The following is a 24,152-nucleotide window of genomic DNA, read 5'->3' on the forward strand; positions in this document are numbered from 1 at the left end:
TCTTACAAATATGGAGGTGACAAATGAATCCAATCCAAAGAGCTTGGGCTTATGTCAGCAGAAAACGACTGAGAAGTTTTATTTTATTTCTGATTTTATTGGTCCTATTGGCTGGAATTTCAGCCTGTTTGACTCTGATGAAGTCCAACAAAACAGTGGAAACCAATCTTTACAAATCACTCAACACATCTTTTTCTATTAAGAAGATAGAGAACGGTCAGACTTTCAAGTTGTCAGACCTAGCATCTGTAAGCAAGATTAAGGGACTGGAAAATGTTTCTCCTGAACTGGAGACGATTGCAAAACTAAAAGACAAGGAAGCGGTGAGTGGCGAGCAGAGCGTGGAGCGTGATGATTTGTCAGCTGCGGATAAGAATTTGGTTAGCTTAACGGCTCTTGAAGATTCATCTAAGGATGTTACCTTTACCAGCTCGGCTTTCAATCTAAAAGAAGGGCGACATCTTCAAAAAGGGGATTCAAAGAAAATCATCATCCACGAAGAGTTGGCTAAGAAGAATAGTCTTTCGCTTCATGACAAGATTGCCTTAGAAGCTGGACAGTCAGAAGCTGGTAAAGGGCAAACTGTCGAGTTTGAAATCGTCGGAATCTTCTCTGGTAAAAAACAAGAGAAATTTACAGGCTTGTCTTCCGACTTCAGTGAAAACCAAGTCTTTACAGACTATGAAAGTAGCCAAAGCCTTTTAGGTAATGGTGAATCTCTAGTCAGTGCAGCTCGCTTCTATGTAGAAAATCCTAAGGAAATGGACGAACTCATGAAGCAGGTAGAAAACTTGTCTTTGGAAAATCAAGGCTATCAAGTCGAAAAGGAAAACAAGGCCTTTGAACAGATCAAGGATTCAGTTGCAACCTTCCAAACCTTTCTGACCATCTTCCTTTATGGGATGTTGATAGCAGGAGCAGGGGCCTTAATTCTTGTTTTGTCTCTCTGGTTGAGGGAAAGGGTCTACGAAGTGGGAATCCTTCTGGCACTTGGAAAAGGTAAGAGCTCGATCTTCCTACAATTCTGTTTAGAGGTAGTTTTGGTATCTCTTGGTGCTTTGCTTCCAGCATTTGTTGCAGGAAACGCCATCACATCTTACCTACTCCAAACTTTACTAGCAAGTGGAGATCAGGCAAGCTTACAAGATACACTAGCCAAAGCAAGCAGTCTATCAACCAGCATCCTATCTTTTGCAGAATCCTATGTTTTTCTAGTTCTGCTTAGTTGCTTATCTGTAGCCCTTTGTTTCCTATTCTTATTTAGAAAATCGCCGAAAGAAATTTTATCATCTATTAGTTAAGAAGGAGAAATCATGACTTTATTACAATTACAAGATGTTACCTACCGTTATAAGAACACTGCTGAAGCAGTCCTATATCAGATCAATTATAATTTTGAACCCGGGAAATTTTACAGTATTATTGGTGAGTCAGGAGCAGGAAAATCCACACTCTTGTCCCTACTTGCTGGTCTAGATAGTCCTGTTGAAGGTTCTATCCTTTTCCAAGGAGAGGACATTCGTAAGAAGGGCTATTCTTACCATCGCATGCACCATATTTCCCTGGTATTTCAAAATTATAACTTGATAGATTATCTTTCTCCACTGGAAAATATCCGCTTGGTCAACAAAAAGGCAAGCAAGGATACACTGCTTGAGCTTGGTTTGGATGAAAGTCAGATCAAGCGGAATGTTCTCCAGTTATCAGGGGGTCAACAGCAACGTGTTGCCATTGCTCGTAGTTTGGTCTCAGAAGCTCCAGTTATTCTAGCGGATGAGCCAACGGGAAATCTGGACCCTAAAACTGCTGGAGATATTGTCGAACTGCTCAAATCACTTGCTGAGAAAACAGGTAAATGTGTCATCGTCGTAACTCACAGCAAAGAAGTGGCACAAGCGTCAGATATTACACTTGAGTTGAAGGATAAGAAACTGACTGAAATATAGAATCTAGTTATTAAACTTTAAAATAGTATTAGTTGGTAACCAGATACGTGTATAGTAATAATAAACGAAGTGAGTCATTAACAACTATTTCCCGCAGTAGTGATAGTCTAGATAATAACAAAGTTATTATCTAGACCGGAATTTTTGAGACATGTGGCTCAAAAATTAGGGATGAAATTCCTACAGGAAGTTGCTCCCGTCCGCACAATCTAAGGGGAATAGTAAAAAATTATTTTATATAAGTTATAAGACATTTAAATAGAACAACATCTAGAAAGGGAACCTATGTTACACAACGCATTTGCCTATGTTACAAGGAAGTTTTTCAAATCGATTGTCATCTTCCTGATTATTCTCCTCATGGCGAGCTTGAGTTTGGTTGGCTTGTCAATCAAGGGAGCTACTGCCAAGGCTTCTCAGGAGACCTTTAAAAATATCACCAATAGCTTCTCCATGCAAATCAATCGTCGCGTTAATCAAGGAACGCCACGTGGTGCTGGGAATATTAAAGGTGAAGATATCAAAAAAATCACCGAAAACAAGGCCATTGAGTCTTATGTGAAACGCATCAACGCTATCGGAGATTTGACTGGCTATGAACTCATCGAAACGCCAGAAACCAAGAAAAATCTGACTCCTGACCGTGCCAAACATTTTGGAAGTAGCTTAATGATTACAGGTGTCAATGACTCCTCTAAAGAAGACAAGTTTGTCTCCGGATCTTATAAATTAGTCGAAGGTGAGCACTTAACCAACGACGACAAAGACAAGATCCTCCTGCACAAGGACTTGGCAGCCAAACACGGCTGGAAAGTTGGAGATAAGGTCAAATTGGACTCTAATGTCTATGATGCAGACAATGAAAAAGGAGCCAAGGAAACAGTTGAAGTGACAATTAAGGGACTCTTTGATGGTCACAATAAGTCAGCAGTAACCTACTCGCAAGAACTCTATGAAAACACAGCTATCACAGACATCCATACGGCTGCTAAACTTTATGGATACACAGAAGACACAGCTATTTATGGGGACGCAACCTTCTTTGTAACAGCAGATAAGAACTTGGATGATGTCATGAAAGAGTTGAATGGCATCAGTGGTATCAACTGGAAGAGCTACACACTCGTTAAGAGCTCCTCTAACTATCCAGCTCTAGAACAATCCATCTCTGGCATGTACAAGATGGCTAACCTCCTCTTCTGGGGTAGCTTGAGTTTCTCAGTCCTTCTCCTTGCCCTCTTGCTTAGTCTTTGGATCAATGCCCGTCGCAAGGAAGTGGGAATCCTCCTCTCTATCGGTCTCAAGCAGGCAAGTATCTTGGGGCAATTCATAACGGAATCTATCTTGATTGCCATCCCTGCTCTTGTTTCTGCTTACTTCCTAGCTAGCTACACAGCCCGTGCAATCGGAAATACTGTTCTTGCCAATGTGACTTCAGGTGTTGCCAAGCAAGCTAGCAAGGCTGCACAGGCCTCTAACCTTGGTGGTGGTGCAGAAGTAGATGGCTTTAGCAAGACCTTGTCGAGCCTAGATATTTCCATTCAGACATCAGACTTTATCATCGTCTTTGTCCTAGCCTTGGTTCTAGTGGTTCTCGTTATGGCGCTTGCTTCAAGCAATCTCCTTAGAAAACAACCAAAAGAACTTCTGCTGGATAGCGAATAACAAACTTGCTACCTATTCTCTCCTAAATGGGGTATAATATAGGTAGCATTTTTATCTGTTTTGTCTTGGTAAATCCTCTGTTTATCAGGATGAAAGCAAGTTGCTTTACAAGAAATTTAAAGGAATGTGAAACGTTTTTCTATGAAAATTTTAATTGTAGAAGATGAAGAGATGATCCGTGAGGGGGTCAGTGATTATTTGACGGATTGTGGTTATGAAACCATTGAGGCGGCAGATGGGCAAGAAGCCATAGAAAAATTTTCCAGCTATGAAGTAGCCTTGGTTTTACTAGACATCCAGATGCCAAAGCTCAATGGCTTAGAAGTCCTAGCGGAGATTCGTAAAACCAGTCAGGTTCCTGTCCTGATGTTGACCGCCTTTCAGGATGAGGAATACAAGATGAGTGCTTTTGCTTCTCTGGCAGATGGCTACCTGGAAAAGCCTTTTTCTCTATCCCTCTTAAAAGTGAGGGTAGACGCGATTTTCAAGCGCTACTACGATACAGGACGAATCTTCTCCTATAAGGATACCAAGGTGGACTTTGAAAGCTACAGCGCCAGCCTAGCAGGTCAAGAAGTGGCTATCAATGCTAAAGAGTTGGAAATTCTTGATTATTTGGTTAAAAATGAAGGAAGGGCCTTGACCCGATCTCAGATTATTGATGCCGTCTGGAAGGCGACAGATGAGGTTCCCTTTGACCGTGTCATTGATGTTTATATCAAGGAACTGCGGAAAAAGTTAGACTTGGACTGCATCCTCACTGTGCGCAATGTTGGTTATAAATTGGAGCGAAAATGAAACGAACACGTTTATTTACAAAGATATTTATCTACACCTTCTCGATTTTTAGTGTTCTAGTTATTTGCCTTCATTTAGCCATTTATTTTCTCTTTCCCTCGACTTATCTGAGTCATCGGCAGGAAACCATTGGCCAGAAAGCGACAGCTATTGCCCAGTCCCTAGAAGGTAAGGATAGGCAGAGTATCGAGCAAGTCTTAGACTTGTATTCCCAGACTAGTGAGATCAAGGGGGCTGTCAAGGGAGAGATGACCGAGGACAAGTTAGAAGTCAACGACAGTCTTCCTCTGGATACGGAACGTCAGACAACCTCTCTTTTTATCGAGGAGCGCGAGGTGACAACGCAGGACGGTGGTACTATGACCCTGCAATTTCTAGCTTCCATGGACTTGCAAAAGGAAGCAGAGCAGATCAGTCTGCAATTTCTACCCTATACTCTGCTGGCATCCTTTCTGATTTCCCTTTTGGTAGCCTATATCTATGCTCGGACTATCGTTGCCCCGATATTGGAAATCAAGCGGGTGACCCGACGGATGATGGATTTGGATGCCCAAGTGCGATTGCGCGTGGATTCCAAGGATGAGATTGGTGATCTCAAGGAACAAATCAATAGCCTCTATCAGCATCTTTTGACTGTTATTGCGGACTTGCATGACAAAAATGAAGCTATTCTCCAGCTGGAAAAGATGAAGGTCGAATTCCTACGCGGGGCTTCTCATGAATTGAAAACACCGCTGGCTAGTTTGAAAATCCTGATCGAAAACATGAAAGAAAATGTCGGTCGTTATAAGGATAGAGACCGCTATCTGGGAGTAGCCTTGGGGATTGTGGATGAGCTCAATCACCATGTTCTGCAGATACTTTCCCTCTCTTCTGTGCAGGAATTGCGAGATGATAGGGAACAAATTGACCTATACCAGATGACGCAAACTCTAGTCAAGGATTATGCCTTGCTAGCCAAGGATAGAGAGATTCAGATAGACAATAGTTTGACTCATCAGCAGGCTTATCTAAACCCATCTGTCATGAAGTTGATTCTGTCTAACCTCATCAGCAATGCTATCAAGCACTCTGTTCCAGGTGGCTTGGTTCGTATTGGAGAGAGAGAAGGGGAACTTTTTATAGAAAATAGCTGCAGTCCAGAAGAACAAGAAAAACTAGCCCAGTCTTTTTCTGACAATGCTAGTCGCAAGGCCAAGGGGTCTGGGATGGGGCTCTTTGTGGTTAAGAGTCTATTGGAACATGAAAAATTACCTTATCGTTTCGAGATGGAGGATAATCATTTAACCTTCTTCATAGCTTTTCCAAAAGTCGCCCAAGACTAGGGATAGAAAGGGTTTACATAGATGAAGCTAGAAGAAATTCAATCGAAACTGCGGGAAAAACTAGATTTTTTTGTCAAAAAGTGATAAAATGAACAATGTAAATGGGATGTCCCATAAAAATATACAGGAGGCCTGATAAAATGGCAATCGTTTCAGCAGAAAAATTTGTCCAAGCAGCTCGTGACAACGGTTATGCAGTTGGTGGATTTAACACAAACAACCTTGAGTGGACTCAAGCTATCTTGCGCGCAGCAGAAGCTAAAAAAGCTCCAGTTTTAATCCAAACTTCAATGGGTGCTGCTAAATACATGGGTGGTTACAAAGTTGCTCGCAACTTGATCGCTAACCTTGTTGAATCAATGGGTATCACTGTACCAGTAGCTATCCACCTTGACCACGGTCACTACGAAGATGCACTTGAGTGTATCGAAGTTGGTTACACTTCAATCATGTTTGACGGTTCACACCTTCCAGTTGAAGAAAACCTTAAATTGGCTAAAGACGTTGTTGAAAAAGCACACGCTAAAGGTATCTCAGTAGAAGCTGAAGTTGGTACTATCGGTGGTGAAGAAGACGGAATCATCGGTAAAGGTGAATTGGCTCCAATCGAAGACGCTAAAGCAATGGTTGAAACTGGTATCGACTTCTTGGCAGCTGGTATCGGTAACATCCACGGTCCTTACCCAGCAAACTGGGAAGGTCTTGACCTTGACCACTTGCAAAAATTGACTGAAGCTCTTCCAGGATTCCCAATCGTATTGCACGGTGGTTCAGGTATTCCAGATGAGCAAATCCAAGCAGCTATCAAACTTGGTGTTGCGAAAGTTAACGTTAACACTGAATGCCAAATCGCATTCGCTAACGCAACTCGTAAATTTGCTCGTGACTACGAAGCAAACGAAGCAGAATACGACAAGAAGAAACTCTTCGACCCACGTAAATTCTTGGCTGACGGTGTAAAAGCTATCCAAGCATCAGTTGAAGAACGTATCGACGTATTCGGTTCAGAAGGTAAAGCATAATCTAGCTGAATAATACAGATAGAACCTACCCATTGGGTGGGTTTTTTGGCGTTTTAAGGAAACTATTAAGCCATGATTTTTGATTAAAAGTATTATTTTAAGAGAAAAATTTTCAATTTCATAAACTTTAGGCAAACGCTTGCATTCTAGTTTTTATTGGACTATAATAGGTTGGTATAAAGCCTTCTGTAATAATATTGAGAAGGTGTAGAAAGTAAGGATTTAGAATATTTGTAGTCAAAAACACAATGTTGCTATTACTTACATAGGGAGATAGATATGGCAATGATAGAAGTGGAACATCTTCAGAAAAATTTTGTGAAGACAGTTAAGGAACCGGGATTAAAGGGGGCTTTGCGCTCCTTTATTCATCCTGAAAAGCAGACCTTTGAAGCGGTCAAAGATTTGACCTTTGAGGTGCCCAAAGGGCAAATTTTAGGCTTTATCGGTGCTAATGGTGCTGGGAAGTCGACAACCATTAAAATGCTGACAGGAATTTTGAAACCGACATCTGGTTTTTGTCGGATTAATGGCAAGATTCCCCAGGACAATCGTCAAGATTATGTCAAAGATATTGGCGTAGTTTTTGGACAACGAACCCAGCTATGGTGGGATTTGGCCCTGCAAGAGACCTACACGGTCTTAAAAGAAATTTACGATGTGCCAGACTCGCTCTTCCATAAGCGTATGGACTTTTTGAATGAAGTCTTGGATTTGAAGGACTTTATCAAGGATCCCGTGCGGACTCTTTCACTGGGTCAAAGGATGCGGTCGGATATTGCGGCTTCCTTGCTTCACAATCCTAAAGTTCTCTTTTTAGATGAGCCGACCATTGGCTTGGACGTTTCGGTCAAGGATAACATTCGTCGGGCTATTACTCAGATCAATCAAGAGGAAGAAACTACCATTCTCTTGACCACTCACGATCTGAGTGATATTGAGCAACTCTGTGATCGGATTTTCATGATAGACAAGGGGCAGGAGATTTTTGATGGAACGGTCAGCCAGCTCAAGGAAACCTTTGGCAAGATGAAGACTCTCTCCTTTGAACTGCTACCAGGTCAAGGTCATCTCGCTTCTCACTATGAAGGTCTGCCTGATATGGCCATTGATAGACAAGGGAATAGTCTCAACATTGAATTTGATAGTTCTCGCTACCAGTCAGCTGATATTATCAAGCAAACCCTATCTGATTTTGAAGTCCGTGATTTGAAGATGGTGGATACGGATATTGAGGATATTATCCGTCGCTTCTACCGAAAGGAGCTCTAAGATGGTCAAATTGTGGAGACGTTATAAACCCTTTATCAATGCAGGTGTTCAGGAATTGATTACCTATCGAGTCAACTTTATTCTCTATCGGATTGGTGATGTGATGGGAGCATTTGTGGCTTTCTATCTCTGGAAGGCAGTCTTTGATTCCTCGCAGGAGTCCTTGATTCAGGGCTTCAGCATGGCAGATATCACCCTTTACATCATCATGAGTTTTGTGACTAATCTGTTGACCAAGTCAGATTCGTCTTTTATGATTGGGGAGGAGGTCAAGGATGGCTCTATCATCATGCGTTTGTTGCGACCAGTGCATTTTGCGGCCTCTTATCTCTTCACTGAACTTGGTTCCAAGTGGTTGATTTTTATATCTGTTGGACTGCCATTTTTAAGTGTCATTGTTTTGATGAAAGTCTTATCGGGGCAAGGTATTGTAGAAGTGCTGAGCTTAACTGTTCTATATCTTTTTAGCTTAACGCTAGCCTACCTGATTAACTTTTTCTTTAATATCTGCTTTGGATTTTCAGCCTTTGTCTTTAAAAATCTATGGGGTTCTAATCTACTCAAGACTTCCATAGTGGCCTTTATGTCTGGGAGTTTAATTCCCTTGGCTTTCTTTCCCAAGGTGGTATCAGATATTTTGTCCTTTCTGCCTTTTTCATCCTTGATTTATACTCCGGTTATGATTATTGTTGGGAAATACGATGCTAGTCAGATTCTTCAGGCACTCGCTTTGCAGTTTTTCTGGCTCTTAGTGATGGTGGGGGTGTCTCAGTTGATTTGGAAACGAGTTCAGTCCTTTATCACCATTCAGGGAGGTTAGTATGAAAAAATATCAACGCATGCATCTGATTTTTATCAGACAATACATCAAACAAATCATGGAATACAAGGTGGATTTTGTGGTTGGTGTGCTGGGAGTTTTTCTAACTCAAGGCTTGAACCTCTTGTTTCTCAATGTCATTTTTCAACATATTCCATCCCTAGAAGGTTGGACCTTTCAAGAGATTGCCTTTATCTATGGATTTTCTTTGATTCCCAAGGGATTGGATCATCTCTTTTTTGACAATCTCTGGGCGCTAGGGCAACGCCTAGTCCGAAAAGGGGAGTTTGACAAGTATCTGACTCGTCCTATCAATCCGCTCTTCCATATACTCGTTGAGACCTTTCAGATTGATGCCTTAGGGGAACTCTTGGTCGGTGGCATTTTACTAGCAACAACTGTGACCAGCATTGCTTGGACGCTTCCAAAATTCCTGCTTTTCCTAGTTTGTATTCCTTTTGCGACCTTGATTTATACTTCCTTGAAAATCGCGACAGCTAGTATCGCTTTTTGGACCAAGCAGTCAGGCGCCATGATTTACATTTTCTATATGTTTAATGATTTTGCTAAGTACCCGATTTCTATTTACAATTCTCTCCTTCGATGGTTGATTAGCTTTATCGTGCCATTTGCCTTTACGGCCTACTATCCTGCTAGCTATTTCTTGCAGGATAAGGATGTAATCTTTAACATCGGAGGTTTGATGTTGATTTCCCTTGTCTTTTTTGCTATTTCTCTCAAACTCTGGGACAGGGGCTTGGATTCTTACGAAAGTGCGGGTTCGTAAATAATAGAATACCAAAGCCTTGTCTCAGGACAGGCTTTTTTTAATAGAGATGAAAATTTCTTGATATCTATTCTCAGATTGCTATACTGTAAGTGTAATCACCGATTTAGCTTATACTCTTCGAAAATCTCTTCAAACCACGTCAGCTTCGCCTTGCCGTATATATGTTACTGACTTCGTCAGTTCTATCTACAACCTAAAAGCAGTGCTTTTAGCAACCTGCGGCTAGCTTCCTAGTTTGTTCTTTGATTTTTATTGAGTATTAGTCGCTAGAGCAAGAGAGTCGTAAAGTCTAGGTCACAGGTGAACATATGACTGAAGATTTGAAAAAAATTAGATAAGTATATAATAACCGTTAAGCCTAGTTCTTATCGGTTATTTATGTTGTTACACAACATTGTTATTTCATCAATTATGTCTGTATCTGTGATTCTGGTAGTGCTTCAACTTGATTGCTACTATTTTTGATGGTGTGAATTTGCTTATAATGTATCTCAGTTAAGTACGAAATTTTTATATCTTTTTTAACACATATTAAAAATAAAATTAATACCCCTTAATTTTTCTTGACTTAAATTTTTTTAATTGATATACTATTTTTCAGAGAGCTAACAATTATATATAAATGTACTACTCTATTTCCTAGATAATACTTAGTAAAACTTTTTATAACAAAGGCTAGCAAAGTTAAAGTTTTCTATCTATTGGAAGTTAAATAAATATGTAAGGAATTAAAATGAAAAAAAGTACAGTATTGTCATTAACCACAGCTGCAGTTATTTTAGCAGCATATGTCCCTAATGAGGTAGTCTTAGCAGATACATCTAGTTCTGAAGATGCTTTAAGTATCTCTGATAAAGAAAAAGTAGTAGATAAACAAAAAGAAAACAAAGAAAAACATGAAGATATTCATAATGCTATAGAAACTTCAAAGGATACTGAAGAGAAGAAAACAACAGTTATTGAGGAAAAAGAAGTTGTTAGTAAAGAATCTGTGATAGACAATAAAACTAACAATGAAAAAGCAACAATCAAAAAAGAAGATTCCAATCAATACAAAGGAGATAATGCAAACTCGTCTGCAAGTAAAGACACAGAAAATCCCAAAAAAGAAGATAGACTTGTCTATATTGCTGAATTTAAAGATAAAGAATCTGGAGAAAAAGCAATCAAGGAACTATCAAATCTTAAGAATACAAAAGTTTTATATACTTATGATAGAATTTTTAACGGTAGCGCTATTGAAACAACCAAAGATACTCTGGACAAAATTAAACTAATAGAAGGTATTTCATCGGTTGAACGATCACAAAAAGTCCAACCTATGATGAATCATGCTAGAAAAGAAATTGGAGTTGAAGAGGCAATCGATTACCTAAAATCTATCAATGCACCATTTGGTAAAAATTTTGATGGTAGAGGTATGGTCATTTCAAACATCGATACTGGGACTGATTATAGACATAAAGCTATGAGAATCGATGATGATGCCAAAAGCTCAATGAAATTTAAAAAAGAAGACTTAAAAGGTACTGATAAAAATTTCTGGTTGAGCGATAAAATTCCTCATGCTTTCAATTATTATAATGGTGGTAAAATTACTGTAGAAAAAGCTGATGATGGAAGCGATTATTTTGATCCACATGGGATGCATATTGCAGGAATTCTTGCGGGAAATGATACTGAAAAAGATATCAAAAACTTTAACGGAATAGATGGAATTGCTCCTAATGCACAGATCTTTTCTTATAAAATGTACTCTGACGCAGGATCTGGCTTCGCAGGGGATGAAACAATGTTTCATGCTATTGAAGATTCGATCAAACACAATGTCGATGTTGTTTCGGTATCATCTGGCTTTACAGGAACAGGTCTTGTAGGTGAGAAATATTGGCAAGCTATTAGAGCGTTAAGAAAAGCAGGCATTCCAATGGTCGTAGCTACAGGTAACTATGCGACTTCTGCTTCAAGTTCTTCATGGGATTTAGTGGCAAATAATAATCTGAAAATGACCGACACTGGAAATGTAACACGAACTGCAGCACATGAAGATGCGATAGCAGTTGCTTCTGCTAAAAATCAAACAGTTGAGTTTGACAAAGTTAAGATTGGAGGAGAAAGTTTTAAATACAGAAATATAGGGGCCTTTTTCGATAAGAATAAAATCATAACAAACGAAGATGGTTCAAAAGCTCCTAGTAAATTGAAATTTGTATATATAGGCAAAGGTCAAGACCAAGATTTGATAGGTTTGGATCTTAAGGGCAAAATTGCAGTAATGGATAGAATTTATACAAAGGATTTAAAAAATGCTTTTAAACGAGCAACGGATAAGGGCGCACGTGCCATTATGGTTGTAAATACTGTAAATTACTACAATAGAGATAATTGGACAGAGCTCCCAGCTATGGGATATGAGGAGGATGAAGGAACTACTAGTCAAGTTTTCTCAATTTCAGGAGATGATGGTGTAAAGCTATGGAATATGATTAATCCTGATAAAAAAACTAAAGTCAAAAGAAATAATAAAGAAGATTTTAAAGATAAATTGGAGCAATACTATCCAATTGATATGGCAAGCTATAATTCTAATAAACCGAATGTAGGTGACGAAAAAGAGATTGACTTTAAGTTTGCACCTGACACCGACAAAGAACTGTATAAAGAAGATATTATAGTCCCAGCAGGGTCTACATCTTGGGGGCCAAGAACAGATTTACTTTTAAAACCTGATGTTTCAGCACCTGGTAAAAACATTAAATCCACTCTTAATGTCATTAATGGGAAATCAACTTATGGCTATATGTCAGGAACTAGTATGGCAACTCCAATCGTAGCAGCTTCTACTGTTTTGATTAGACCAAAGTTAAAGGAAATGCTTGAAAGACCTGTATTGAAAAATCTTAAGGGAGATGACAAAATAGATCTTACAAGTCTTACAAAAATAGCCCTACAAAATACTGCACGTCCTATGATGGATGCAACGTCTTGGAAAGAAAAAAGTCAATACTTTGCATCACCTAGACAACAGGGGGCAGGGCTAATTAATGTTGCCAATGCTTTGAGAAATGAAGTCGTAGCGACTTTTAAAAACACGGATTCTAAAGGCTTGGTAAACTCTTATGGTTCTATTTCCCTTAAAGAAATAAAAGGAGATAAAAAATATTTTACAATTAAGCTTCACAATACATCAAACAGACCTTTGACCTTTAAAGTTTCAGCATCAACCGTAACTACAGATGCTCTAACTGACAGACTCAAACTGGATGAAACATACAAAGACGAAAAATCTCCAGATGGGAAGCAAATTGTTCCAGAAATTCACCCAGAAAAAGTCAAAGGAGCAAATATCACATTTGAGCATGACACTTTCACTATAGGACCAAATTCTAGCTTTGATTTAAATGCGGTTATAAATGTTGGGGAGGCCAAAAACAAAAATAAATTTGTAGAATCATTTATTCATTTTGAGTCAGTGGAAGAAATGGAAGCTCTAAACTCCAATGGGAAGAAAACAAATTTCCAACCTTCTTTATCGATGCCTCTAATGGGATTTGCTGGGAATTGGAACCATGAACCAATCCTTGATAAATGGGCCTGGGAAGAAGGGTCAAAATCAAAAACAATGGAAGGTTATGATGATGATGGTAAACCGAAAATTCCAGGAACATTAAATAAGGGGATTGGTGGAGAACATGGTATAGATAAATTTAATCCAGCAGGAGTTATACAAAATAGAAAAGATAAAAATACAACATCCCTAGATCAAAATCCAGAATTATTTGCTTTCAATAACGAAGGGATCAACGCACCATCATCAAGTGGTTCTAAGATTGCTAAAATTTATCCTTTAGATTCAAATGGAAATCCTCAAGATGCTCAACTTGAGAGAGGATTAACACCTTCTCCACTTGTATTAAGAAGTGCAGAAGAAGGATTGATTTCAATAGTAAATACAAATAAAGAGGGAGAAAATCAAATCGACTTAAAAGTCATTTCGAGAGAACACTTTATTAAAGGAATTTTAAACTCTAAAAGAAATGATGCAAAGGGAATCAAATCTTCTAAACTAAAAGTTTGGGGTGACTTGAAATGGGATGGACTCATTTATAACCCTAGAGGTAGAGAAGAAAATGCACCAGAAAGCAAGGATACCAAAGATCCTGCTACTAAGATAAGAGGTCAATTTGAACCAATTGCAGAAGGTCAATATTTCTATAAATTTAAATATAGATTAACTAAAGATTATCCATGGCAGGTTTCCTATATTCCTGTAAAAATTGATAACACAGCCCCTAAGATTGTTTCGATTGATTTTTCAAATCCTGAAAAAATTAAGCTGATTACAAAGGATACTTATCACAAGGTAAAAGAGCAATACAAGAATGAAACTTTATTTGCGAGAGATCAGAAAGAACATCCTGAAAAATTTGACGAGATTGCCAACGAAGTTTGGTATGCTGGAGCTGCTCTGGTTAATGAAGATGGAGAGGTTGAAAAAAATCTTGAAGTAACTTATGCAGGTGAGGGTCAAGGAAGAAATAGGAAACTTGACAAAGATGGAAATACCATTTATGAAATTAAAGGCGCAGGAGATTTAAGAGGAAAAATCATTGAAGTCATTGCACTAGATGGCTCTAGCAATTTCACAAAGATTCATAGAATTAAATTTGCTGATCATGCTGATGAAAAGGGGATGATTTCCTATTATCTAGTAGATCCTGATCAAGATTCATCTAAATACCAAAAGCTTGGCGAGATTGCCGAATCTAAATTTAAACATTTAGAAAATAGAAAAGAGGATAGTCTTAAAAAAGATGCAACTGAAGTAGAACATCATCAAGACAATGAAGAGGCTACCGAAGAAAAATCTAGCTTTACTATCAATAAAGTCATCTCAACAATTAGAGACTTTGAAAGCAAAGATTTAAAGAAACTGATTAAAAAGAAATTTAGAGAAGTTGATGACTTTACAAGTGAAACTGGTAAGAGAACAGAGGAATACGATTATAAATACGATGATAAGGGAAATATCATTGCATATGACGATGGTAGTGCCTTAGAATATGAAACTGAAAAACTTGACGAAATCAAATCAAAAATTTATGGTGTTCTAAGCCCGTCTAAAGATGGACACTTTGAAATTCTTGGAAAGATAAGTAATGTTTCTAAAAATGCCAAGGTATATTATGGCAATAATTATAAATCGATAGAAATCAAAACGACCAAGTATGATTCCCACTCAAAAACGATGACATTTGATTTATACGCTAATGTTAATGATATTGTGGATGGATTAGCTTTTGCAGGAGATATGAGATTCTTTGTTAAAGATGATGATCAGATAAAAGCTGAGACTAAAATTAGAATGCCTGAAAAAAATAAGGAAACTAAAACGGAATATCCCTATGCATCAAGTTATGGGAATGTAATAGAATTAGGAGAAGGAGATCTTTCAAAAAATAAACCAACCAATTTAACGGACATGGAATCTGGTAAAATCTATGCTGATTCAGAAAAACAACAATATCTATTAAAGGATAACATCATTCTAAGAAAAGGCTATGCACTAAAAGTGACTACCTATAATCCTGGAAAAACGGATATGTTAGAAGGAAATGGAGTTTATAGCCAGGAAGATATAGCAAAAATCCAAAAGGCAAATCCTAATCTAAGAGTCTTATCAGAAAAAATAATTTATGCTGATAGTAGAAATGTTGAAGATGGAAGAAGTACTCAATCAGTGTTAATGTCGGCTTTGGACGGCTTTAACATTGTAAGATATCAAGTGTTTACCTTTAAAATGAATGATAAAGGGGAAGCAATCGATAAAGATGGAAATCTTGTGACAGATTCTTCTAAACTTGTATTATTTGGTAAGGATGGTAAAGAGTACACAGGAGAGGATATGTCCAATGTAGAAGCTATAAAAGAAGATGGCTCTACGTTATTTATTGATGCAAAACCAGTAAATCTTTCAATGGACAAGAACTACTTTAATCCATCTAAATCTAATAAAATTTATGTACGAAATCCAGAATTCTATTTAAGAGGTAAGATTTCTGATAAGGGTGGTTTTAACTGGGAGTTGCGAGTTAATGAATCGGTTGTAGACAATTATTTAATCTATGGAGATTTACACATTGATAACACTAGAGATTTTAACATTAAGCTTAATGTTAAAGACGGTGACATCATGGACTGGGGGATGAAAGACTATAAAGCAAACGGATTTCCAGATAAGGTAACAGACATGGATGGAAATGTTTATCTTCAAACTGGCTATAGCGATTTGAATGCGAAAGCGGTTGGAGTACACTATCAATTTTTATATGATAATGTTAAACCAGAAGTAAAGATTGATCCTAAGGGAAATACTAGTATCGAATATGCTAATGGAAAATCTGTAGTCTTTAATATCAATGATAAAAGAAATAATGGATTCGATGGTGAGATTCAAGAACAACATATTTATGTAAATGGAAAAGAATACAAAACATTTGCTGATATTAAACAAATAACAGACAAGACACTAAACATTAAGATAGTTGTAAAAGATTTCGCAAGAAATACAACCGTAAAAGAATTCATTTTAAACAGAGATACGGGAGAGGTGAGCGAATTAAAACCTCAGATGGTAACTGTGACCATTCAAAATGGAAAAGAAATGAGTTCAACGATAGTGGTGGAAGAAGATTTCATTTTACCTGTCTATAAGGGTGAATTAGAAAAAGGATATCAATTTGACGGCTGGGAAATTGCTGGTTTCGAAGGAAAAAAAGACACTGGCTATGTTCTTAATCTATCAAAAGATACCCTTATAAAACCTGTATTCAAGAAAATAGAGGAGAAAAAGGAGGAGGAAAATAAACCTACTTTTGATGTATCCAAAAAGAAAGACAACACACAGGCAAATCCTAGTCAATTAAATCAAAGTCATAGAAAAGAGGACTTACAAAGAGCAAATCATTCACAAAAATCTGATTCAACTAAGGATATTACAGCTACAGTTCTTAATAAACACTTTGAAACTAAGAAAGAAGTCTATCTTAATGAACAAGAGAATATAGCTAATAAACATACTAACATTGATAGTAAGTCGGATACTAACCATTCTGACAAGTTGCCAAAAACCGGAACAGTTAGAGCAGTTCTTACACCATTCATTGCTGGAATATTGTTTATAGTAGGAGCACTTCTTGGATTGAAGAAAAAAGATCAAGATTAAGACAAAATCTATAGAAAAGATGTTTATGTGTTGAGATTAGATACTGTGATGGTTAAACAGTTTGCTGACAATTACTATTTAATACTTAATTCTTAAGTTTACATTGACAATTATACACTCTTAGAATGTATTAATGGCCTTCATTTAGATAACAAAAAATCTTCTTATTACAGATAGGAAGATTTTTTGAATTTTACCAATTTCACAAAATACAGTATCGAACTATATATTAAAAATTGTATTTTTAATATTATCGTAAAAACTCAAGATTTATTTGATGAAGTACAGTCTAATTTTCTCAAATTGAATCCTAACAAGCGTGAGATAATTTCTTGATTTAATCACTTTGGGGTTATTTATTTTAAGTATAGTCTATATGCAATATGATAAGTAAATATGCCTATTAGATTTTTTATAAACATAATATAAGTGAATAATATGAAAGGATAGCTCCTTTTCATTATCATAGTTAGACTATAAAAATATATAAAATTCTTAAAAATTATGGTATAATTTATGTTAATAAATTCGATATAGAGTTTAATGGATGATTCTATTGATGCCAATATTTAAGGGTTAGTTGATTGGTTTTCTTTTGAAAACCCATCCATTCATGGATACTGACAAATCTTACGAATTTGTTTAAGATATAGGTGAAATATAGTGAAAAATGGGAGGAATACTATGACTAAGAAACATTTTGAAGAGAAAAATGGTCCGAAATCAACTGTATCGAAGGTAGTGAAAGGAACTTCTCCATCTAAGATTAGGGGCAAGTTTTTTAAAATAAAAGTCTATATTGGCATTGCCATTAGTCTCTTGGTCGTTGCAATCCTAGCAAGCCTCTTCTTATTCTCACCTAACGCAAAGAAAGAGTCAAATGAAGCCATTTCTTCAGTTGCTAAAAAAGAGAACACAAGTAAAGAAGCGATAGATACTTCGAAAGCGTCTGAGAATGAGAAGAAGAAAGAAGAGGAGATTCAAAAACTCAAGGAACAGCTAACCAGTTTAGATAGCAAGGTCTCTGAGTCAGAGAAGGTAGTTAGCAAGCTAAAAGAAGAAACTGCAGTTCCGAAACTGGATATTGAAGCATTAAGAAATAATGATTTATCTAGTTTGAAAGGCACATGGCGTACACCGTCGGGCAATGAATATGTCATTAATGAGTCTGGTGAAATTTATATAACTAGCTTTAGAGATGGTCAAAAATTTGAATATACTGTTGAATTGGACAATAGTTACTCTCATCTGAAAAATCGAAGTTCAGATTCCAACTTTAAAGAAGTTGAAAGTCTAAGTGCACACACTAAAGGTTCTGTCGCTGGAGGATTTGTGGTAGTTGCTGTACCAAGTGGAGTTGTCATGCAACCTGGTGATGATGGAAAACTAACAGATAAAAGCAATCATGACGAGGAGAGATTGTTTGCAGGACAGCAGTATGAAGCGATGTTGTCGAGACCAGAAGATGTTTACTATCGTGTAAAACCAGATACTAGTAAACTTGAAGAAGAGGAGAAGAATTTAGCTCAACTACAGGCTGAACGCGAAGCAATCAAAACTTCTCTAGAATCTAAGGAAAAGAAAAATACGAACTAGAAAAAACTAGTTTAGAATCTAACTGTCGATTTTTTTAGTTCAGAAATACTGTTGCAATCACTAGAATGAAGAAGCTCATTAGGGCTTCTTTTTCTTTCATTTTAATTATTGAACCACTTAGACCGATATAGAGACCAGATAGGCAAAAGAACTTGTTCTTGAAACTGACCTCTGCTATAATGATTTTTGTAAGGGACGGAAGGCGTCACTATCAGATAACTCAAGTTCCTAAAAAAAGAAATTGGAGATAAAAATGAAAAAATTATTAGGTATTGGATTCTTGCTAGTTTCAGCTTTGGTTTTGTATTTTGGTTCTGTTGGGTGGCCAAATTTGAATGTCAACCTCTGGTCTCTGATTCCGGTAGGGCTGTTCCTCTATTTTACCCTAGAGAATCTTTTGAAAAAAGATTACAAGGCTAGTCTGATGTGTTTAATTATTGCCTTTATCATCGCCAATGCAATTTTGGACCTTTTACCAATTTCAAGTGGCTTGGTAATTGGAGCGGGCGTACTAGCTTGCATTGGTATTGGGTATCTTTTTCCTGATAAGGATAAGAAAGAAGACAAATAAAAAAGGACTCGAGATTTCTCGAGACCTTTTTTACTTACCAGCGTAATATTTTTGAATTCCTTTCACGATACCTGCTACAAGCTTATCTTGATAGTGGCTATCTCGAATCTGTTGATTTTCAGCGAAATTATCCATATAACCTAGCTCTAGGAGGACGGCTGGTTTAGCAGTTTCTCGAAGAACGGCAAAGCTACTTTCCAATAAACCAGCATCTTTAGCACCAGTTTCAGCTAACAATGAAGAATGGATAGCGGCTGCAAGACGCTTGCTCTCACTCATACGGTCAGGATGGTTATGCCAGTATGGGTTGATTTTACTTGGATAATTAGGTTCATCACTGTAGGAATAGGTTTGAATTCCACTAGATTTTGAGTATGCACTGCCAGTCGCATTGAAGTGAATACTAATAAATATATCAGAGTTAGTCTTGTTAACCATACGAGAACGTTCTGTAACAAAATCTACATCAATATCACTATCACGTGAAGTGAGAACTTTGTAGCCAAGTTCTTCTAATTTTTTGCGTAATTTACGATACACCTGCATGTTGAGGTCTTTTTCAGCGACATTGTAATAGTATGCACCTGAGTCTCTTCCCCCATGTCCAGGATCTAAAAAGATGGTTTTACTGTATTGGCCTTTTACAAACCCAACTTCTTTTGAGACCTCAGAAATCCATTGACCATTTTTGTGGAACAGATGGTCTTTACCGTCAATTTTGTAAGTTCCAGAAACATAATGCCCATTATCATCTAAGTAGTAGCGGGCCTTATAAGTGTCGTCGTAAATCCACTCTTTTTTAGCCATATAACCACCAGCTTTGAGGTAATAAGCTCCAATCCATTCTTTTGATGCATACATTCCACCACGCTTCAAAAAGAACCAGCTGTTATAATTTTTATCAAATATCCATTCATTATCAGCCATAGCCCCATTGGTTTTTAGATAATAGCTTCCCGACCATTTATCGGCTAACATAGCTCCATCTTGAGCAAAAGAATACCAAGAACCACTGATTTTTTCCCATTTGTTTTGGACAAATTTTCCAGATGCGTTCGCATAGAACCAGGTATCTTTAATTTTTACCCAGCTATTTTCAGCCATAGCCCCACTGTTATTAAATAGGTAGCCCTTAAATGTAGTTGAGCTTAACATGATTCCCTTTTTATCAAAGTAGTACCAAGAACCATTGATTTTCTCCCACTTGTCCTGAGAAATTTTTCCAGAGGATGTGGCATAGTACCAATTTTGGTCGATTTTTGCCCAGCCGTTTGTGGCCATAGCACCACTTTTGGTCAGTAAGTAGTTGTCAAAAGTTGTATTACTAAGCATGATCCCATCTATGTCAAAGTAATACCAAGAATCGTTGATTTTTTCCCATTTGTTTTGAGAAATTTTTCCAGAAGAATTAGAGAAGTACCACTTTCCATTGATGAAGTTCCAACCGTTCTCAGCCATTACTCCATCTTTATTGAATACATAACCATCAAAGATTGTATTGCTTAGTCTATTTCCATCTTTGTTGAAGTAGTACCACTTTCCTTGGATTTTTTTCCAGTTGGTAACAGGTTTATTGTGTTCGTAAAAGCGCCAGTTACTATTTTCTTCTTGCCAACCTTCTTTGATTTTTTCAACTTTTGTTTCTTCTTTTTTTACTTCAGACTTTTTCTCTTCTGTAGCAGGAGTTTTTTTCTCTATTTTTTCTTCTTTATCGTCAATTTTAGAAGAATTGTCTGTTTTTTCGACCTTCTCTTTCGGTTTTTCTTGGTTTTCGATTTTTGAAGTACTTGAATGAGGAATTGTTACATTTTCTCGTACTGACTCTGCTTTATTTTCTTGAGCCTGGACCGTTGCTTGAGTGTACCCTAAAATAGATAGGGCAACTGTACTCGCAAGTATAATCTTTTTCATTTTTGTCTCCATATATCTCAATACTATTCTCAACTATCAAACTGGACTTCTTCTAGGAGATAGTCGATAAAGCGTTCGCCCATCTTAGAAAGGCTAGTTTTTTCATGCTGGATATAGACCAGCTCAATTGGGTCATCAATGTCCAGTGGGATAGAAACAATATTGTCTCCGTTGAGGTTGCTGTTCAAAATCCCTGTTGCGATCGTGTATCCATCCAGACCAATCAAGAGGTTAAAGAGGGTGGCACGGTCGCTGACTACGATAGATTTTTTGTGGTATTCCTGCGAGAGAATCTCTTCTGAAAAGTAGAAGGAGTTGTGAGTTCCTTGATCATAGCTGAGGTAAGGGAAGTTCTCCAAGTCTTCTAGTTTGACCTTGTCTTTCTTTGCCAGAGGATTGGTCTTGCTGACAAAGATATGGGGTTGGGCGGTAAAGAGATGGTGAGCTAGCAGGTGGTTGTCATCCAGCATTTTGGTTAAAACATCACGGTTGTAGCTGTTAAAAAATAGGACACCGACCTCACTACGGAAGTTCTTGACGTCGTCGATAATCTCCCAAGTACGAGTTTCACGAAGGAAGAGCTCGTATTTCTCCATATCGCTTTTCTTGAGCAAAGAGACAAAGGCATTGACTACAAAGGCATAGTGCTGGGAGGAAACGCTAAAGAGTTCGCGGTGGGCGACAGGATTTTTATAGCGTTCCTCCAGAAGCTGAGTTTGCTCGACAACCTGACGGGCATAAGAGAGGAACTCCATCCCATCACGGGTCAAGGTAATGCCCTTGGGATTGCGGATAAAGATTTCAATGCCCATTTCATTTTCCAAATCTCTTACAGCGTTGGAAAGACTCGGCTGGGTGATAAAGAGTTGCTTGGCTGCTTCATTCATGGAGCCAGTTTCGACGATTTTGATAATATAATGTAATTGTTGAATTCTCATGTTTTTATTGTACCACACTTGCGTCAGAATCGCCAAAGAAGATAGGAAAATCAGGGGGAGTGTGTGGGTCTCTTCTTGAAAAAAACACAAAAATTTGCTAGAATGAGTCTTATGAAAACATTCTATGATGTGCAGCAATTCCTCAAACGATTTGGTATTATTGTTTACATGGGAAAACGCTTATATGATATTGAACTGATGAAGTTGGAGCTCTCTCGGATTTACGATGCAGGGTTGATGGACAAATTAGACTATCTAGAGGCAGAAGCGGTTCTACGCAGAGAGCACAAGGTAGAATTGGATTATATTGAGAAAAATGGAGAAAAGAACTAATGGTTACTTGGATTTTGTGGGCACTTATACTGGCAATGTTGGCGTGGATGGGCTTTAACTATCTTCGTATTCGCCGTGCGGCTAAAATTGTGGACAATGAGGAATTTGAAGCCTTGATTCGTACGGGTCAATTAATCGATTTGCGCGACCCAGCAGAATTCCACAGAAAACATATCCTTGGAGCTCGCAATATTCCTTCAAGTCAGTTGAAAACTAGTCTTGCAGCCCTTCGTAAGGACAAACCTGTCCTTCTTTACGAAAACCAACGTGCGCAACGAGTTACAAATGCAGCTCTTTACTTGAAAAAACAAGGTTTTTCTGAGATTTATATCCTTTCTTATGGCTTGGATTCTTGGAAAGGAAAAGTGAAGACTAATTAACATAAGCTAAATTCTCAAACTAAGTTCCGCTTTGGGTAGACAAGTGGACGTTTCTTTGAGAGATTGCTATAATTAATATTATGAAAAAACTTATAGTATTATATAGACAAAACCTATTTCTTTTGATATAATTTAGTGGTAATAATTTTAGGAGTTTTATAATATGAAAGAAAAGAAGAAATCTTCCCTTGTTTTAGGTATCCTATCTATCGTTCTTGGTTTTCTACTACCAGTGGTAGGGCTTGTTTTGGGAATTATTGGATTAGTGTTAGCTAATTCACATCAAAAAGAGTCTGAGCTGGACTATAAAACAGAAAAAATACTTGGTATCGTAGGTATTGTAATTTCTGTAATTATGTGGATTTTAGGATTTATAGTTCTTATGAATATATCAGCTTAACAATAAAACATTTTATTGTTAAACTCACCCCGAAAGTTAGCAGAAAAATCTAGCTTTTGGGGTGTTTTATTATGAAAATAACTTATGAGGATAAAGTTCAGAGCTATGAACATAAAAAGCAAGGTCAAAGCTTAAAGCAACTTTCAAAAAGATTTAGTGTGGATGTTTCTGGGCTAAGATACATGATGAGATTGATTGAACATTTCGGAATAGAAAGTATCAAAAAAGTTAAAAATTATCACTATTCTCCAGAACTAAAACAAGAAATGATTGATAAATTTTTCCTTGTAGGTTGATTACAAATAAGAAAACGAGCTTGGATGTTTCCGAGCTCATTTTTTAACCACTTTTTCTGAGTAAGTCACGAATGCTTGTCAACTCTTGTGAGTTTAGGGGACGGTAGTCTCCTTCTTGAAGATTCTGATCTAAGCTCCAAGATCCAAAACAGGTACGTTTGAGGGAGGTCACCTTGACACCAACTGAGAGGAACATTTTTTTAACCTGATGAAATTTTCCTTCTGAAATGGTGATAGAGGCTTGGCTGTGGGAAGGACTTGCAGATAGAATCTCTAGTCTTGCAGGTTTACAGACAGTACCATCTAAAAAGACAATTCCCTTTTGAAAGGCTTGGATATGGTCAGGTGTCAGAAGTCCATTGACCTCAACTCGATAGGTTTTATCGACATGATATTGGGGATGGAGGAGCTGAAAGCCTAAGGGACCGTTATCGGTCAAGAGAAGGAGTCCTGTCGTATCTCGGTCCAGTCGGCCGACGGCATAGAGCTTGTCAGACTGGATGTCAGGCGGAAGGAGGTCCATGACAGTTGGAAGTTCCGTGTCTCTATTGGCTGTCACGACACCAGCAGGCTTATGAAGCATCAGATAGGTGTGCTCATAGCCTTGAATGATTCGGCCCCGAAAGAGGAGCTCCTGTAGTCCTGTATCGATATTTTGGGCTAGGGAGCGGGCTGGGCAACTATCGACGAGAATGTCCCCTTTGAGTAAGGCTTGTTTCATGGTCTTTCGGCTGATTTTTTCTTGGGCTAATAAATTATCTAAACGCATACTGTGCTTATCTTATCATAAGTCGCTTGCTTTGAAAAGGCTTGACGTGAAAAGAAAAGCGCAGTGAAAACATTTACACTTGCTTGAGTTATGTT

18 protein-coding genes and 1 pseudogene are annotated in these 24,152 nt (G+C 37.7%); 16 read left to right on the forward strand and 3 right to left on the reverse strand.

Going from position 1 to position 24,152, the window contains the following annotated elements; genetic code table 11:
• The first annotated feature begins 23 nt into the window (after positions 1 to 23).
• From DXN33_RS08145 to DXN33_RS08200, 12 genes are all read left to right on the forward strand, one after another.
• Positions 24 to 1,301, forward strand: coding sequence for an ABC transporter permease (locus DXN33_RS08145; protein WP_115904822.1), 1,278 nt, complete (start codon positions 24 to 26; stop codon positions 1,299 to 1,301).
• A 12-nt stretch (positions 1,302 to 1,313) separates the two neighbouring features.
• A complete protein-coding gene (vex2, locus tag DXN33_RS08150) occupies positions 1,314 to 1,946 on the forward strand; it encodes an ABC transporter ATP-binding subunit Vex2 (RefSeq protein WP_115904823.1) in 633 nt (210 codons plus the stop codon).
• 285 nt (positions 1,947 to 2,231) lie between these two features.
• Positions 2,232 to 3,611, forward strand: coding sequence for an ABC transporter permease subunit Vex3 (gene vex3, locus DXN33_RS08155; protein ID WP_049551697.1), 1,380 nt, complete (start codon positions 2,232 to 2,234; stop codon positions 3,609 to 3,611).
• A 141-nt stretch (positions 3,612 to 3,752) separates the two neighbouring features.
• Positions 3,753 to 4,409, forward strand: a complete 657-nt coding sequence (gene vncR, locus DXN33_RS08160) for a response regulator transcription factor VncR (RefSeq protein ID WP_115904824.1) — start codon at positions 3,753 to 3,755, stop codon at positions 4,407 to 4,409.
• The gene (vncS, locus tag DXN33_RS08165) at positions 4,406 to 5,734 is read left to right on the forward strand and encodes a sensor histidine kinase VncS (protein ID WP_115904825.1); all 1,329 of its coding nucleotides are present in this window, start codon (positions 4,406 to 4,408) and stop codon (positions 5,732 to 5,734) included. The genes vncR and vncS overlap by 4 nt, the downstream gene beginning before the upstream one ends.
• 140 nt (positions 5,735 to 5,874) lie before the next feature.
• Positions 5,875 to 6,756, forward strand: a complete 882-nt coding sequence (locus tag DXN33_RS08170; RefSeq protein WP_001018997.1) for a class II fructose-bisphosphate aldolase — start codon at positions 5,875 to 5,877, stop codon at positions 6,754 to 6,756.
• 279 nt (positions 6,757 to 7,035) lie between these two features.
• A complete protein-coding gene (locus DXN33_RS08175; RefSeq protein WP_115904826.1) occupies positions 7,036 to 8,028 on the forward strand; it encodes an ATP-binding cassette domain-containing protein in 993 nt (330 codons plus the stop codon).
• Position 8,029: 1 nt separating this feature from the next.
• On the forward strand, positions 8,030 to 8,848 hold the full coding sequence (locus tag DXN33_RS08180) for an ABC-2 family transporter protein (protein WP_115904827.1): 819 nt from the start codon (positions 8,030 to 8,032) through the stop codon (positions 8,846 to 8,848).
• 1 nt (position 8,849) lies between these two features.
• Positions 8,850 to 9,635 carry an ABC transporter permease gene (locus DXN33_RS08185; protein ID WP_115904828.1) on the forward strand — a complete coding sequence of 262 codons (786 nt, stop codon included), beginning with the start codon at positions 8,850 to 8,852 and terminating at the stop codon, positions 9,633 to 9,635.
• Positions 9,636 to 10,371: 736 nt separating this feature from the next.
• The gene (locus DXN33_RS08190) at positions 10,372 to 16,863 is read left to right on the forward strand and encodes a S8 family serine peptidase (RefSeq protein ID WP_115904829.1); all 6,492 of its coding nucleotides are present in this window, start codon (positions 10,372 to 10,374) and stop codon (positions 16,861 to 16,863) included.
• Positions 16,864 to 17,547: 684 nt separating this feature from the next.
• Positions 17,548 to 18,459 (forward strand): DUF6287 domain-containing protein, encoded by a 912-nt coding sequence (locus DXN33_RS08195; RefSeq protein WP_049510641.1) that lies wholly within the window; start codon positions 17,548 to 17,550, stop codon positions 18,457 to 18,459.
• A gap of 253 nt (positions 18,460 to 18,712) precedes the next feature.
• Positions 18,713 to 19,030: a hypothetical protein gene (locus DXN33_RS08200; RefSeq protein WP_115904830.1), complete on the forward strand. Its 318-nt coding sequence runs from the start codon at positions 18,713 to 18,715 to the stop codon at positions 19,028 to 19,030.
• Between the two features lie 30 nt (positions 19,031 to 19,060).
• Here the strand turns inward: DXN33_RS08200 and DXN33_RS08205 are convergent, their stop codons facing one another.
• Positions 19,061 to 20,941, reverse strand: a complete 1,881-nt coding sequence (locus DXN33_RS08205; protein ID WP_115904831.1) for an N-acetylmuramoyl-L-alanine amidase — start codon at positions 20,939 to 20,941, stop codon at positions 19,061 to 19,063.
• 29 nt (positions 20,942 to 20,970) lie between these two features.
• On the reverse strand, positions 20,971 to 21,879 hold the full coding sequence (locus DXN33_RS08210; protein ID WP_042750500.1) for a LysR family transcriptional regulator: 909 nt from the start codon (positions 21,877 to 21,879) through the stop codon (positions 20,971 to 20,973).
• Between the two features lie 63 nt (positions 21,880 to 21,942).
• Here DXN33_RS08210 and DXN33_RS08215 point away from each other — a divergent pair, with 63 nt between their 5' ends.
• The 4 genes and pseudogenes from DXN33_RS08215 to DXN33_RS08230 form a co-directional block, all read left to right on the forward strand.
• Positions 21,943 to 22,212: a YqgQ family protein gene (locus DXN33_RS08215; protein WP_181897307.1), complete on the forward strand. Its 270-nt coding sequence runs from the start codon at positions 21,943 to 21,945 to the stop codon at positions 22,210 to 22,212.
• Positions 22,212 to 22,592: a rhodanese-like domain-containing protein gene (locus tag DXN33_RS08220; protein WP_033682149.1), complete on the forward strand. Its 381-nt coding sequence runs from the start codon at positions 22,212 to 22,214 to the stop codon at positions 22,590 to 22,592. The genes DXN33_RS08215 and DXN33_RS08220 overlap by 1 nt, the downstream gene beginning before the upstream one ends.
• A 163-nt stretch (positions 22,593 to 22,755) precedes the next feature.
• Entirely contained in the window at positions 22,756 to 22,992 is a 237-nt protein-coding gene (locus DXN33_RS08225; protein ID WP_004261680.1) for a hypothetical protein, read from the forward strand.
• A 71-nt stretch (positions 22,993 to 23,063) separates the two neighbouring features.
• Positions 23,064 to 23,270: pseudogene (locus DXN33_RS08230) on the forward strand (IS3 family transposase); the annotation flags it as partial.
• 61 nt (positions 23,271 to 23,331) lie between these two features.
• Here DXN33_RS08230 and DXN33_RS08235 read toward each other — a convergent pair.
• A complete protein-coding gene (locus tag DXN33_RS08235) occupies positions 23,332 to 24,057 on the reverse strand; it encodes a 16S rRNA pseudouridine(516) synthase (protein WP_094753466.1) in 726 nt (241 codons plus the stop codon).
• Positions 24,058 to 24,152 lie beyond the last annotated feature (95 nt).

It is taken from the genome of Streptococcus sp. NM (assembly GCF_003390135.1).
GTDB lineage: Bacteria > Bacillota > Bacilli > Lactobacillales > Streptococcaceae > Streptococcus.